The sequence below is a fragment of the Halomonas sp. HNIBRBA4712 genome, from assembly GCF_043558675.1.
GTDB lineage: Bacteria > Pseudomonadota > Gammaproteobacteria > Pseudomonadales > Halomonadaceae > Vreelandella.
This window is the reverse complement of sequence record NZ_JBIFXR010000009.1, coordinates 105,078-118,475: the sequence shown is the minus strand read 5'-3', so window position 1 is coordinate 118,475 and position 13,398 is coordinate 105,078. Positions and strand designations below refer to the sequence as shown.

The window sequence follows — 13,398 nt, the reverse complement described above, 5'->3', positions numbered from 1 at the left end:
GGCTTCGAATAGAAGACTGGCTTTGAAACCCAAGTTCAGGAAATGCTAACGCTTTGGCTTGTCGGCCGATTTTGAGGCGCACCACGCCGGAAAAGCGGTCCGCTGCAGCCCAAGCGTTAGGCATTTAGTAACCAATGATCAGGATTCCCTGAAGAGGAAGGCGAATCCGGCTGCTTGCATATAAGGTATCAATAAAGCGGATGACCCGCTCAAAATCATTACTATTCCTGTAAGTATTGCGGACAGCTATACCAAGATAGTTTACGCCGTGCATCATGCATGCTTGGAAGAGGTCTTTTAGAAATTGGTTGTTAACTACAGCCCGCCCTGCTTCGACCTCAAGAACGAATTCTTCTTCACGGTGGTAGGCATCAGCTTCAAATGATTTTTCTGTCTTGCCATTAAGTCCGAAGAGAACTGGCACAAATATCTTTTCTACCTTTTTCTTGCCAGTCTCAACTTCGAATTCCGCCGACTGAAGTCGCTGGCAAACCTCCGTGAGAACATCATTGCTAGGCAGATCAAATTTGAAAGAGTCTATCCTGTGCGAAGCTTCTTCGAATGCATCTACCACGGTATGGACTATGGCTGGCGCTTTGTCAGATTTTGGAAAATACTGCCAATTGATCATTCATTATCCATGCATAACAGTGATTATATAGCCAGTTTCATAACCCCAATGAACGTGTCAGCAAGTTCACTGGGGTTATGATGCCAGTTAAACAAAATATAAAATATTGATATATATGGAAAGATAAACTTTAGGCGACGTATCCAGAATTAGCATAACCGCTCACTTTGCCAGCTCGGATCCCTCTCATCTGACAACACCGGGCGCTCCACGCAGCATGCCCAACAACCCCATCCCTCATGCGCAGATAACCGTATCTCACCCAAGCCTCACACAGACCAATTCCGCTTCGAACCACTGCTGCCGCAGCCCGCGCTGCTTCTCTAGTAGCGCTAGATAAGGTCTCAGCGGATGCTCCGGCGACAGGCTAACGTGCAACTGCCGCAACCGCCGTTGAAACGGAAGCTGTTCGGCGGGCTGGTGCAGCGTTGTGGCGTACTGGGTGAGCCAGTCGATCTCGGGGAGTAGCAGGTGGGTGGCGCCGCTATCAAAAGCCAGCGTGACGCCCTTGGCGTCGAAGTCGCCCAGATACAGGTGCGGGCGGCGGGTCTTGCGCCATAGCTCGGCGAGGTGAGCGAAGCCGCCGCCGTAGTGGCTATCGCCGCGGTAGGCGATGAGCGGCTGGGCATAGCCCTTGAGCGTGGCGATGTCGGGGTCGAAGGTGTAGAAGCTGTCGAGGTTTTCGACCTGGATCAGGGCGCCGAAGGCGGCGAGGGTCAGGTGTCTCAGGTCCACGTCGAGAATGCTGCGCGGCTCGCGACCCAAGCCCGGCGTGGGTCGGGGCGGCGAGTTGAGCAGCACGCGCCAGGCGCGGGGGCCTTCGCGGGTGGTCTTGTCCTCTTCCATGCCCTCTTTCGCCTGGGCGGCGCTGGGCAGGCCGCTGAGCGCGCGGCCAAGCGGGGCCAAGTGGGCGCTTTCCAGCACCGTGTCGATCTGGCTCAGCAGCGCGGCATCGAAGCGCAGGGCGCGGCTCCCCAGGCGCGGGCCCAGGTCGATGTCGTGTTCGCGGCACCAGGCTACCACGTCGCCCACCCACTGGCGCCGGGGGCGCTCCACGCTTGACTGCTGGCGAAGCAGGCGCTGCACCTCGTTGAGCCCGGTGCGGGCGCGGCCGGTGAGGTTCATGGCGCGGCCGCCAGCGTGAGCGCGACGTCGCGAATCAGGCGCACGTCGTTGTAGTCACCGGCTTTTTCTTCCTCGGCGTGCAGGGTGAAGGCGCGCTGCTCGCTGCGCGGCAGGCCCTGGTACTCGGCGATCACCTGAAAGAGCCAGATCTCGTCGCTCCACTCGAGCGGGCTCTCTTCCAGGTAGCGTAGCGCGCTGACCGGCGCCGAGCCGGCGGCGTCGACCACGTCGAGGTAGAAGGTTTCGACGTCCTCTTTCAGCGCCTGCTGGCGGGCCGCCACGGCGGCGTCTTCCTGGGCGTGGGCGGGGCTGGCGGCGGTGGGCGCCTGGGCCAGGCGGCGCGGGGCGGGAATGGCCGCAATCAGCGCGCCGAGCGCTTCCACATCCTGGGCGCGGTCCAGCGCGGCGGCGCCGGCGATGGGCATGGCAGCGGCGCGGTTGAAGAGCGCCGGTACCTCGCCGCGCTGGGTGTAGTGGCCGGGGGTGAAGTCCGGGCGCTCGCGCAGAAACGCCGCCATGCCCGCCACCAGGCGGCTGCGCGCCTGCATCTGGCGAAAGCGCGCCATCAGCTCGATCAGGCGGTGCTGCACTTCGCGCAGGCTGGTGTAGTGCTGGCTGGTCTGCTGCTGGAGCTGGCTGATGAGGATCTTGCGCAGGGTGCCGTCGCTGCCGACCAGGTCGATCAGCTCGTTGAAATCGACCAGCTCCAGGCCGTCGAGCAGGCGCACCACCTGCTTCTGGGCGCGATCGTTCTCGCGCACCTTGTCGCTTAGTTGGCTGACGAAGCCGAAGTCGCTGTTGAGCCGCTGCCAGAGGCTGTCGATGGCGTCGAAAAAGCGCCCGTTCATGTCGTCCACCGCCTGGCGCAGGCGGGTGAGCTGGCGCTCCTGGTGCCAGTAGTCCGCCCGGCTGCTGGCTTCGCGGTAGCCACCCACGAGACTTCGAATTAGTTCCAGCGCCTCGGCCACGTCGGCGTTGACGTGGCGGCGGGCTTCATCGGCGGTCATCTCGGCGATCAGCTCGCGCACCTTGGGAGTGAGTTTGACGCCGCCCTGCTCGTCCGGGCGCCACAGGATGCGCGCAGCCAGGAGTTTGCGCAGCGCCTGGGTGCTGAGCTCGGCAAGCGGCACCTCGTCTTCCACGTAGCCCTGCATCAGCGCCTCGGCGTGCTTGCCGAGCAGCGCCAGCCGCTCGACGCCCTGGGTCATCAGCCGGCTCTCCAGCGCCGGTGGGGTTTCGGGGGCGCTCACAGCAGCATCTCCTGGGTATCGGCGTCCTCCACGACCGGCAGGCGCTCCTCGTCGCGGATGAAACGCACGATATCGAGCAGGTACTCCACCTTGCCGGTCACCAGATACACCTGGCGCTCGGCGTGGGGCTGCAACAGGTAGCCGTGCTCCTTCAGGCGCTTGAACACCTGCTTGAGCTGGGCGTCGAGCTGGTCGCTCTGGGAGCCGAAGAAGCTGTCCCCCGCCACCCGTTCGATGCGCTCGCGCAGGCTGGGGTTGTCTTCGCTTTTGGCCTGCAGCTCGCCGGGCTTGAGCACGTCGCCCGGTGCCGGCACGCTGTCGCGGCCCAGCGCCTCCTGCACCAGCTGCAGCCACTCCAGCAGCGGCAGCAGGCTGTGTACAGTGTCGCTGAGCTGGCGGGTAAGCTGTTCGCGGGCGGCGTCATCCAGCTGGCGCCAAGCCAGAAAATAAACGCTCTGGTCGTCGTTGGTGGCCAGGCGGCGGTTGAGCGGGCGCAGGTAGGCATCGAAGGCCTCGCGCAGGGCGTCGTCCTGCAGCCGCTTGAAGGCGGCCTCGTCGCTCACCGCGCAGACGAACTCGCCGGCCAGGAGTCTTTCCAGCAGCGGCCCGTGGCTCACCAGCGCAGTGTGGGCGGGGGTTGATTGACTATCGCTCATGCGGTGGCCTCCTCGTCTCGCGCCTTGAGCCGCTCGGCTAGGCGGCTAAGGCGCGGTTCGATCCGCTTGAGCCGGCGCATGCCGGGGTCGATCGCGTCGCGGTCGATCAGGTAGCGATTGTGGAACAGCAGCAGCACGTCGGACTCCGGGTTGGGGAAGGCGCCGACGATGTGGATACGGTTGCTGTCGCAGGCCTCGAACAGTTTTTCGACGTTGTGGTAAGCGAGCGTTCCGATCTCGTCGATCGGCCAGTGGATGGCGATTTCGGCGCGCCCGCGCAGAAGCCTTGTGAAGGCGAGCAGGAACTTGCACAGAATCAGGTAGGCCATGCCGTGGCTGGAGGATTCGAGCAGCTGGCGGTCGCTTCGGATGACGAGATCCGTGCCGCCTTCGTTCAAGTGCAGCTCTAGGCGCAGCAGGCTCTCGAAACTGTAGGGCTGGTCGTGGCGCAGAAGATCCGCGACGTCTGCCAGGGCGTCGAGGTAGTCGTCGCTGGGCAGCGGCTGCTGCGCGTTTTTCCACTCCTTGTAGCACTGGGCGAAGCGCTTGAGCGGTTCCCAGAAACCCAGCTCGTCGATGGTGGACTGGATGCGCACCTCGGCCTTTCGAATGCCGTCGAGCGCCAGGTCATCCGCCACTTCTTCTGAAAGGCGCTTGCTCTGGGCGCTGATGCGCCGGTTCAGGTCGCTGAACACGGTGAAGAACTTGTCCAGGTCGTCGCTCATGTTGCGCCCCTGCTGCACCAGCTGTTGCTGCTGGTCTTCGAGCAAGGTGAGCATGCCCGCAAGAATGGGCAGCAGCGCCCGGGGCTCGTCCGGGTCATCGAGCCTTTCGCGCTCGCGCTGCAGGGCATCGACGAAGCCGGCACTGGCGCCCTTGACGAGCTGGCCTTCGATCTCCTGGCACCCCTTGCGCAGCGCGTCGCGCTCTGCTTCACGCTGTTTGAGCGCCTGGCGGGTTCGGGTGATGCGCTCCTGGGCATCCCCCGGCGGCTCACTTAACACGGCGGCATCCGCGGGCAGCGCCAGCTCGTCGAGCTGGCGGGTCAACGGCTTGAGATCGTCGAGCAGCGCGGTCTGCTCGCGGCGGTTGGCCTCCAGCACGCCCACGTGGCGCTCGTGCTCCGCCCTAGCGGCCTTGAAAGCCTGGCGCTGCTCGGCGCGCTGGCGCTCGATCTCGCTCACTTCGCGGGTCAGGCGGCTCTCCTGCTCGGTGAGCTCCGGCTTGCGCTGGCCCCAGCTCACGCGCATGAAAGTGCGGTACTGCTCGAGCTCCTCCTGGCGCGCCTGGGTGGCGCGAATGTGGGCCTCGAGCTCGGCGAGCCGCGCTTTGGTCTGCCTGACGGTGACCGGGTCGACCCCCTGCTCATGCAGCGCCTGCTCGAAGGTCGCCTCCACCTCGCGGCACTGGCGCTGGTGGTCGGCCTTGAGCGCACTAAGCGACTCGCGGTACTGCTCGAGGCGGCGCTCGAAGGTAGCCTGCTGGTGCTGGGCATCGGCCTCGAGTTCGAGCTGATCAGCGCGAAGCGCAGCGTGCAGAGCCTCCAGCGCTTCATCGCACTCCTCCTTGACAGCTTGGTGCAGCGCCTGCTGCTCATCAAGCGTCGCCTGGCGGGAACGCTTGCGCTCGCGCTGGGCTTCTGCATGGCGGGCCTGGCACTGCTGGCGGGCCTCACGGGCGTACTCGAGCTCTTCGTCCTGGCGCTTCGCCGCCTGGTGCGCCCGATTGAGCGCCTGCTCGGCGGCGTTCACCCGCTCGTTGTGGCGCTTGAGCGTCTTCTCGGCGCTGGCCAGTGCCGCCTGGGCGCGCAGCGCGGTTTCTCCGGCCTCGTCGATGGCGGCGAGCAGTTCGGCTTCCGCCTGGGCGTAGGGCGGCGCCTCGATCGCCAGGGTATCGAGGGCGATGCCGAACAGGTCGTCGCCGCCGGGCTCGACGCGGGTGGGCGACAGATCGCGCCGCTCAAGCAGCGCCGGGGCGATCACCTTGCCCAGGCGCTGCTCCCAGCCCGGGGCGTGGTAGCGCAGAAAGTGACGCAGCGTGCCCTGGGCCGGGTCGCGCTGGCGCTCGAGCTCGCGGCAGTGCTCGTGAGCCTGCTGCTCTGCCTGGCGCGCCTCGCGGTGAGCCTGATCGGCGGCGTCGCGCTCGCGCTTGAGATCACCAAGCTCCTGGCGCAAGCTCTCCTGCTGGCTGGCGGCGGCGTTGCGCTCGGCTTGGGCGCGGTCGACGCGGCTCTGGGCCAGCGCGGCTTCCTCGCTCTCCTCGGCGGTGGGGCCGCCGTGGTCGAGCGCGGCTTTGAGCACCGCCAGCTGCTCGGCGGCGTGGGCCAGCCGCTCCTGGTAGGTGGCTTCCAGCGCCTGGCGCTCGCGCTGGTAGCGCTCGTCGCGCTGCTGTTTGGCTTCCCAGTGGCGTTCGCGCTGGGTGGCCTTTTCCTCGTTGAGCGCATCGATCAGCGCCTGGGTCTCTTCGCTCTGCCGGGCCAGGGTGTCGCCCAGCTCGCGCAGGCGCTCCTCCTTCTGCGCCTGGCTCGCCTGCACCATCTCCTGCAGATCACGCAGGTGTTTCTTGTACTGCTCGTAACGCTCGCGGGCCTGGGGAAGAGCGGTGAGCGCTTCCTCCAGCGCCGGCATGTTCGCGGCCTCGAAAGCCTCGAACTGCTGCTGCAGGTCGTCAAGCTCCCGCCGGGTCTGCTTGAGGGCGCTGTCGGCTTCGCTGAAACGGTCGTTGAGGGCATCCCGAGCCGCCTCGACGCGGTGGCGCTCGGTGTCGAAATCGCGCAGGCGTTCGCTGCGCGCCTTTTCGGCCTCTGCCAGGGTGCGCTCGGCGCGGTGCTGGTCCGCCGCCAGCTGGGGCTTGAGCTGCCACAGGGTAGTATCGAGATGGGCAAGCTCGCGCTCGATGCCTTCAAGGCGAGCAAGGGCACGCTGCAGCGGCTCCAGGCGCATCGATTGACGCATCTGGTCGATCCACTCCCGCGCCTTGGCGCCGCGGATGCGGGTGACCGGCAGCTCCACCCCATCCTCCTCGAAGATCGCCGCCAGCATGGTCTTGAGGGTGTCCATCTTGCCCTCCTTGGCGTGCACCGCCGAGACCAGCTTCTCGATATGACGAATGCGGTGCTCCGGCGCCACCAGGCTGTACTGAGCGGCGAGCTGGCGAAGCTTCAACGCCTCCTTGCGGTTGCCGTGCAGCGTTATGCCAAGTGTAGGGGTGAAGTCGTTCTGGATCACCGCGCGGTACTCGGAAGTAGCGGACAGCTTGGCGGAAACGCCGATGCCGCCGCGCCGCAGCCCGCTCGCCCAGTCGGCGTACTCTCGCGCCTCGATGCCGTTTTCGCCTTCGACGAGGTAATCTTCGGGGCGGTAAGGCGCGGCCACGAAACGGTACTCGACGCCGCCTTCCGGCCTGCGCGTCAACACCGCCTGGCAGAGGCTGCCGGCTTCGCGGCGGTACTCGTACACCAGGTAGCTGTTGCGATGCGGCAGGTAGAAAGCATCGAACTTGCGCCGCGTCTTCGGCACCACCTTGTTGGGCAGCTCGCCGTAAAACACCGGCACCAAGCGCTGCAACGTGGTCTTGCCCGAGGCGTTGGTGCCGCAAATATTGGTGTGGCCATCCACACTCAGCTCGACCACGCCATCCAGGTGGCCATGAATCATCACGATGCGTAGCAGGTGGGCCATGCGGGTCCTTGAGCAATAGAGTTCTAAAGCATCTATCTTGCCAGACCCGCAGCCAAGCCACACCCGCCTTTGCAGTCATCGATTATCGACACTTTATGTAATCTCATAACTACTGGATACTCGGACCTCAACCTCGTCATCACCCAACGGCGAGTCATTCGATTGCAGGAATTCGTTATGCCCCGCTACCCCGCTCACCTGACCGGCGACGGCCTGGTCAACCCCTTCCCCGGCATCAAGGCGCTGGAGCGCCGCCTGAACCGTACGCTACCCCACCAGCTGGGCTCCAACGAAGGGCTGGATATGCGCCATCGAGCGCTTCGCGAGCACTTCGGCGAAGCCTTCACCGAGCAGGTCTACCGCTACGGCGACGCCGAGGCGATGGGGGTTCGCACCCGGCTAAGCGCGCAGCTCAAGGTACCGCTCGACCACCTGCTGGTAGATGCCGGCGCAGATAGCCTGATCGCGCTTGCGCTACGCACCACCTGCGAGGTGGGCGATGCGGTTATCGCCACGGCCGGCACCTACCCCACCTTCGGCTATTTCGCCAAGGGTCAGGGCTGTCGCCTTGAGGAGCCCGCCTACCGCGAGGCGCCGGGAGTGCTGGCGCCGGATCTCGACGCGCTGGCGGCAGCGGCACACCGCGAAAATGCCCGCCTGGTGTATCTGGCCAACCCGGACAATCCGAGTGGCCACCTGCATGACGACGATGGGATTCTAATGCTTCGCAAAGCGCTGCCGGACGACTGCTGGCTGCTGCTGGACGAAGCCTACGGCGATTTTCGTGATGATGCGGACAGCGAGTTCGCCGCTCGCACGCTGCCCGGCGTGATTCGCCTTCGTACTCTTTCCAAGGCTCACGGTATGGCCGGGCTGCGCGTGGGCTACGCGATCGCCGAGCCTGCCGTGCTGACCATGATGATGAAAGTGCGTATTCACTACGCGGTCTCGGCTGTCTCCCTGACCGCCGCCGAGGTGGTACTCGACCATATGGACGAGGTTCGCCAGCACGTGGCCGACGTCAAAATGCGTCGCGAGCGCTTTGCTGCGCACTTTCAGGCGTTGGGCGCCGACGTGCTGCCCAGCGCCACCAACTTCATCGGCCTGCGCCTGCCAAGCGCCGAGCTTGCCGCCGAGGTGCACCAGGCGCTTTTGGCCGAGGGCGTACTAATCGCACGGCTCGCCCATCCGAAGCTCGCCAACGTGCTGCGCATTACCGCCGTGGAGGACGCGCTAGAGCCCGGCCGGCTGGACATTCTCGAGCGCGCAATAAAAGAGCACGCTTGATTAGACCTTGCTACACAACCAGCCGGTTAACGTCTACCCTGAATCCACGGCCCGCGTAACGCCAGGACGTTCGGGCCGCTCGAGGAAGGCGCTTTCGCGCCAGGAATTTCAGGGAGAGGATATGCAAGGTTTCAGATTCGAACGTCGCGAACTGCTGGCGGGTGCCGGCTTTTTCATGATGGCCGCCATGGCCGCGCCGGCTCAGGCGTTCACACCCGAGGACGTAACCGATGAGCTCGAGGTGGTGGCGCGCTCGCCGGAGTTTCTCGCCAACGCGGTCACGCTGGATGGCCGCGGCACCATTTTTCTGGGGATGCCGCGCTGGCACGGCATGGAAGACTCTCCGGCAGTCGCCCGGGTGACCGAAGAGGGCGATGTCGAGGCCTTCCCCGGCAACCAGTGGAACGAGTGGGACGGCAGCGGCGACCCGGCAGAGGCCTTCGTGCAGGTGAACACGGTGCACGTCTTCGCCGACGACTGGCTCTGGGTGGTCGACCAGGGCGACGACGCGGACGAAGGCGAGACGCGCCCGGGCCAGAAGGTGCTCGCCTTCGACCCGCAAAGCGGCGAGCTCGTCAAGCGTATCGATTTCGACGACACCATCTTGCCGCCGGGCGCGGAGATGAACGATCTGCGCGTCGACGGCTCGCGCATCTACATCACCGATTCGGGCCTGGGCGGCATCATCGTCCACGACCTGCAGACCGGCGACTCCTACCGGCGCCTGTCGGAGCACCCGGAACTCCAGCAGCGCCCGGGGCGCGAGCAGGTTGGCACCGATGGCCGCGTATTCGTCGATGGCGATGGCGAAAAGCCCACGGTGCACTCCGATCAGATCGAAGTCAGCGCCGACGGCCTGTGGTTCTACTGGGCGATGCCCACCGGCCCGTTCAGCCGCATCCCTACCGCCGCGCTGTGGGACGACTCGCTCAGCGAGGAAGAGCGCGCCGAACAGATCGAAACGGTTGCCGAGATTCCGCCGATCGGCGGCAGCGCCATCGATAGCCTCGGCAACCTTTATCTCTCGAACGCCGAAGAGCGGCGCATCGACGTGCTTACCCCGGAAGGCGACATTCTGCCGCTCGCCCACAACGAGCGCCTGAACAGCCCCGATGCGATCTTCATCGACGCCCGCCGCCGCCTCTACGTGCCTGCACCGCAGCTCGAGGACCTGCCCCAGCATAACGGCGGCGAGGATGCGCTCTCCGCACCCTTCGAGATCTTCGCGATCCAGCTGCCCGACGAGCTCGACGGCCACGAGCTGGGCGGCGCCGTCGCCTCGCCCATGCCGCAAAACGGCCATTGATCGCTTCCCCCATACAAGAATCCCGGCCTGAGCCGGGGTTCTTGTATATAGAGCTAGAGCTTACGCAACAACGTAGACCCACCTCACCCTTGGGCAGCGACCACCATGATCTCGACCTTCCACTCGGGTTTGGCGAGTTTGGCTTCTAGGGCGGCGCGTACCGGCGGGGTGTGGCCATCGAGCCAGGCTTCCCAGGCGGCGTTCATCTGGTCGAACTCGGCCATGTCGGTCACCCAGACCTGGGCGGAAATCAGCTGCGCTTTCGAGGAGCCGGCTTTTTCCAGCAGCTCGTCGATACGCGTGAGCACCTGCTCGGTCTGGCCTTTCATATCGGCGGTAGCGTCGGCGGGCACCTGGCCTGCGAGATAAACGGTGCCGTTGTGGATCGCGATCTGGCTCATGCGGGCGTTGCTGTCGTGGTAGGTGACGCTCATCGAGTCTCTCCGTGTATAAAGGGATAACGTTTCGAGACTACGATATTCGAAGCGAAAATGCTTGTTCTGGTTGGCGTGTTCGCGTTCGCCACCATGACGCCTATACGCGAGTGGGTGCGGAAGCCCGTCGTTTGACAAAGGCATGGCCAAAAGTATGGGCAACGAAAAAAGGCCCAGCGCAAAACGCTGAGCCTTTCAAAGATGGTACCGGTGGCCAGACTCGAACTGGCACGCCTTTTACAGCGGCGGATTTTGAATCCGCTGCGTCTACCAATTCCGCCACACCGGCAATGGCAGCGTATTATACGGACAATCCCTGCCAGGTCAATCGCATCGACTGACTTTGTGGCGCGAAAGCGCTATCCTAGGCCGCCCGTTTGACCAGCCAAAAGAGCCTTTTCATGCAGCGCGCGGACTTCCACTTCGAGTTACCCGATGAGCTGATCGCTCGCTACCCGTCGGAGCAGCGCAGCGACTGCCGGCTGCTGTGCGTCGACGCCGAGGAAGGCGCGCTCGCGCACCGCCAATTCAACGACCTGCTCGAGCTTCTGGCACCAGGGGATCTACTGGTGTTCAATGACACCCGCGTGATCCCCGCCCGGCTGCACGGCCACAAGGCGAGCGGTGGCAAGGTGGAAATGCTGCTGGAGCGCCCGTTGGATGAACACCGCGGGCTTGCGCACATCCGCTCGAGCAAATCGCCCAAGCCCGGCACCGAGCTGATCTTCGAAGGGGGCGTGCGCGCGGTGGTCGAAGGCCGCCGCGACGCGCTGTTCGAGCTGCGCTTTTTAGGCGAGACGCCGATGATCCAGCTTCTGGAAGCGCACGGCCACATGCCGCTGCCGCCCTACATCACCCGCGACGACGAGCACTCTGATCGCGAGCGCTACCAGACCGTGTACGCTCGCCGCGACGGCGCGGTCGCCGCCCCCACCGCCGGGCTTCACTTCGATCAGCCGCTGCTCGACGCCCTGGCCAAGAAAGGCGTGGAGAGCGCCTTCGTCACCCTGCACGTGGGCGCAGGCACCTTCCAGCCGGTGCGGGTGGATAACATCCTCGAGCACCACATGCACAGCGAGTGGTTCGAGGTGGGTGAAGATACCTGCAGCAAGGTGCGCAAGGCGCAAGCCGCGGGCCGGCGGGTGATCGCCGTGGGCACCACCAGCGTGCGCTGCCTGGAAAGCGCCTGCCAGAAAAGCGCGGACGGCCGGATCGCCCCCTACCAGGGCGATACCGACATCTTCATCTATCCCGGTTACGAGTGGCGCTGCGTGGAGGGTCTGATCACCAACTTCCACCTGCCCGAGTCGACGCTTTTGATGCTGGTCGCCTCCTTCGTGGGTTACGCGCAGATCATGCGCGCCTACCAGGAAGCGGTCAGCGAGCGCTACGCCTTCTTCAGCTACGGCGACGCGATGTTCTTGACCCGCTGACGCCGCCTACGAAATAGAGATACGAGTACTGGATATGCGAAACGAATGCTTCATGCGCTTCGAGCGCCTGGCGGAAGACGGCCGTGCGCGCCGGGGCCGCCTGCACTTTCCCCGCGGCACCGTGGAGACCCCGGCGTTCATGCCGGTGGGCACCTACGGCACCGTCAAGGGGATGACGCCGGAATCCGTCAAGGAGATCGGCGCCGAGATCATCCTGGGTAACACGTTTCATTTGTGGCTGCGCCCGGGCACGGAGGTGATCGAGGCCCACGGCGACCTGCACGACTTCGCTCAGTGGGACAAGCCGATTCTCACCGACTCCGGCGGTTTTCAGGTTTTTTCACTGGGTGAGATGCGCAAAATCACCGAGCAGGGTGTGCATTTTCGCTCGCCGGTGGATGGCAGCAAGGTGTTCATGGGCCCGGAGGAGTCGATGGCGGTGCAGCGCTCGCTGGGCTCGGATGTGGTGATGATCTTCGATGAGTGCACGCCCTACCCGGCCACCTACCAGGAAGCAGAGAAGTCCATGGAGCTGTCGCTGCGCTGGGCCAAGCGCTCCCGAAACGCCCACGGCGACTCGCCTTCGGCGCTTTTCGGCATCATCCAGGGCGGCATGCACCCGGAGCTACGCGAGCGCTCGCTGAAGGGCCTGTTGGAGATCGGCTTCGACGGTCTGGCGATCGGCGGGCTTTCTGTGGGCGAGCCGAAGGAAGAGATGATCAAGGTGCTCGACTACCTGCCCACCTGGATGCCGGACGACAAGCCGCGCTATCTGATGGGCGTGGGCAAGCCCGAGGATCTGGTAGAGGGCGTGCGCCGGGGTGTGGACATGTTCGACTGCGTGATGCCGACCCGCAACGCGCGAAATGGCCACCTGTTCACCCCGGAAGGCACGGTCAAGATTCGTAACGCCAAACACCGCCATGACACCCGCCCACTGGATGAAAGCTGCGACTGTTATACCTGCCAGAACTTCTCCAGAAGCTACCTGCACCACCTGGATCGCTGCAACGAGATGCTCGGTTCGATGCTCAATACGATCCATAACCTGCGGTACTATCAGCGGGTCATGGCGGATTTGCGCGCGGCTATCGAAGCGGGTACATTGACCGCCTTTGTAGAGGGCTTTTACGCCCAGCGCGGCCTTGCCGTGCCGCCGCTTGCAGATTGACGGCTAACGAACCGATTGCCACGCGCTTAGGCGCGTGGCGCTAGCCCCTTTCCCATCAACCTTAACGTCGTTAACCCAGGAGTTCGCTCGATGCTGGATTTCTTCATCTCACCGGCGCATGCCCAGGAAGCCGCTACCGGCGGGGGCATTGCCCAAATCGTCATGCTGGTCGGTTTCGTACTGATCTTCTACTTCCTGCTGTGGCGCCCCCAGGCCAAACGCGCCAAGCAGCACAAGCAGCTGGTGACGAGCCTGGACAAGGGCGATGAAGTCGTCATCGGCGGCGGTCTGGTCGGTCGGGTGACCAAGGTCACCGACGAATTCCTGACCCTGGAAGTGTCCGAAGGCACCGAAGTGAACGTGCAGAAAAACGCCGTGGCCGCGGTACTGCCCAAGGGCACTATCAAGTCCATCTGATCTTTACG

Annotated in this window: 11 protein-coding genes and 1 tRNA gene; 5 read left to right on the top strand and 7 right to left on the bottom strand. The window is 64.4% G+C overall.

The annotated features are described in order from the left end of the window. Positions 1 to 124: 124 nt before the first annotated feature. The 5 genes from ACGK9R_RS15810 to ACGK9R_RS15790 all read right to left on the bottom strand — a co-directional run bounded on the left by ACGK9R_RS15810 (position 125) and on the right by ACGK9R_RS15790 (position 7,342). On the bottom strand, positions 125 to 631 hold the full coding sequence (locus tag ACGK9R_RS15810; protein ID WP_394583033.1) for a hypothetical protein: 507 nt from the start codon (positions 629 to 631) through the stop codon (positions 125 to 127). A 258-nt stretch (positions 632 to 889) separates the two neighbouring features. After that, positions 890 to 1,756, bottom strand: coding sequence for a hypothetical protein (locus ACGK9R_RS15805; protein ID WP_394583031.1), 867 nt, complete (start codon positions 1,754 to 1,756; stop codon positions 890 to 892). Then, on the bottom strand, positions 1,753 to 2,964 hold the full coding sequence (locus tag ACGK9R_RS15800; protein ID WP_394583042.1) for a hypothetical protein: 1,212 nt from the start codon (positions 2,962 to 2,964) through the stop codon (positions 1,753 to 1,755). Before ACGK9R_RS15800 ends, ACGK9R_RS15805 begins: the two co-directional genes overlap by 4 nt. 38 nt (positions 2,965 to 3,002) lie before the next feature. Continuing rightward, positions 3,003 to 3,626 carry a hypothetical protein gene (locus tag ACGK9R_RS15795; protein ID WP_394583040.1) on the bottom strand — a complete coding sequence of 208 codons (624 nt, stop codon included), beginning with the start codon at positions 3,624 to 3,626 and terminating at the stop codon, positions 3,003 to 3,005. A gap of 32 nt (positions 3,627 to 3,658) precedes the next feature. Further along, positions 3,659 to 7,342 carry an ATP-binding protein gene (locus ACGK9R_RS15790; protein WP_394583029.1) on the bottom strand — a complete coding sequence of 1,228 codons (3,684 nt, stop codon included), beginning with the start codon at positions 7,340 to 7,342 and terminating at the stop codon, positions 3,659 to 3,661. A gap of 177 nt (positions 7,343 to 7,519) precedes the next feature. On the opposite strand from ACGK9R_RS15790, the gene ACGK9R_RS15785 reads away from it, so the two are divergent. Beyond that, on the top strand, positions 7,520 to 8,629 hold the full coding sequence (locus ACGK9R_RS15785; RefSeq protein WP_394583027.1) for a pyridoxal phosphate-dependent aminotransferase: 1,110 nt from the start codon (positions 7,520 to 7,522) through the stop codon (positions 8,627 to 8,629). 121 nt (positions 8,630 to 8,750) lie between these two features. Then, complete coding sequence (locus tag ACGK9R_RS15780) at positions 8,751 to 9,935, top strand: L-dopachrome tautomerase-related protein (RefSeq protein ID WP_394583025.1); 1,185 nt, start codon at positions 8,751 to 8,753, stop codon at positions 9,933 to 9,935. Positions 9,936 to 10,018: 83 nt separating this feature from the next. Here the strand turns inward: ACGK9R_RS15780 and ACGK9R_RS15775 are convergent, their stop codons facing one another. Both ACGK9R_RS15775 and ACGK9R_RS15770 read right to left on the bottom strand, forming a co-directional pair. Continuing rightward, positions 10,019 to 10,369 (bottom strand): RidA family protein, encoded by a 351-nt coding sequence (locus ACGK9R_RS15775; protein WP_394583023.1) that lies wholly within the window; start codon positions 10,367 to 10,369, stop codon positions 10,019 to 10,021. 202 nt (positions 10,370 to 10,571) lie between these two features. Beyond that, positions 10,572 to 10,658, bottom strand: a tRNA-Leu gene (locus ACGK9R_RS15770). Between the two features lie 112 nt (positions 10,659 to 10,770). On the opposite strand from ACGK9R_RS15770, the gene queA reads away from it, so the two are divergent. From queA to yajC, 3 genes are all read left to right on the top strand, one after another. Continuing rightward, a complete protein-coding gene (gene queA / locus ACGK9R_RS15765) occupies positions 10,771 to 11,802 on the top strand; it encodes a tRNA preQ1(34) S-adenosylmethionine ribosyltransferase-isomerase QueA (RefSeq protein WP_394583021.1) in 1,032 nt (343 codons plus the stop codon). Between the two features lie 52 nt (positions 11,803 to 11,854). Continuing rightward, complete coding sequence (gene tgt, locus ACGK9R_RS15760; protein ID WP_394583019.1) at positions 11,855 to 12,973, top strand: tRNA guanosine(34) transglycosylase Tgt; 1,119 nt, start codon at positions 11,855 to 11,857, stop codon at positions 12,971 to 12,973. 90 nt (positions 12,974 to 13,063) lie between these two features. Beyond that, positions 13,064 to 13,390, top strand: coding sequence for a preprotein translocase subunit YajC (yajC, locus tag ACGK9R_RS15755; protein ID WP_394583017.1), 327 nt, complete (start codon positions 13,064 to 13,066; stop codon positions 13,388 to 13,390). The last annotated feature ends 8 nt before the right edge of the window (positions 13,391 to 13,398 follow it).

What these genes read in the sequence shown, in the direction of transcription:
- ACGK9R_RS15810 (WP_394583033.1), bottom strand. Translation starts at nt 631, where the DNA reads ATGATCAATTGGCAGTATTTTCCAAAATCTGACAAAGCGCCAGCCATA.
- tgt (WP_394583019.1), top strand. Translation starts at nt 11,855, where the DNA reads ATGCGCTTCGAGCGCCTGGCGGAAGACGGCCGTGCGCGCCGGGGCCGC.
- yajC (WP_394583017.1), top strand. Translation starts at nt 13,064, where the DNA reads ATGCTGGATTTCTTCATCTCACCGGCGCATGCCCAGGAAGCCGCTACC.
- ACGK9R_RS15775 (WP_394583023.1), bottom strand. Translation starts at nt 10,369, where the DNA reads ATGAGCGTCACCTACCACGACAGCAACGCCCGCATGAGCCAGATCGCG.
- ACGK9R_RS15780 (WP_394583025.1), top strand. Translation starts at nt 8,751, where the DNA reads ATGCAAGGTTTCAGATTCGAACGTCGCGAACTGCTGGCGGGTGCCGGC.
- queA (WP_394583021.1), top strand. Translation starts at nt 10,771, where the DNA reads ATGCAGCGCGCGGACTTCCACTTCGAGTTACCCGATGAGCTGATCGCT.
- ACGK9R_RS15800 (WP_394583042.1), bottom strand. Translation starts at nt 2,964, where the DNA reads ATGACCCAGGGCGTCGAGCGGCTGGCGCTGCTCGGCAAGCACGCCGAG.
- ACGK9R_RS15790 (WP_394583029.1), bottom strand. Translation starts at nt 7,342, where the DNA reads ATGGCCCACCTGCTACGCATCGTGATGATTCATGGCCACCTGGATGGC.
- ACGK9R_RS15805 (WP_394583031.1), bottom strand. Translation starts at nt 1,756, where the DNA reads ATGAACCTCACCGGCCGCGCCCGCACCGGGCTCAACGAGGTGCAGCGC.
- ACGK9R_RS15785 (WP_394583027.1), top strand. Translation starts at nt 7,520, where the DNA reads ATGCCCCGCTACCCCGCTCACCTGACCGGCGACGGCCTGGTCAACCCC.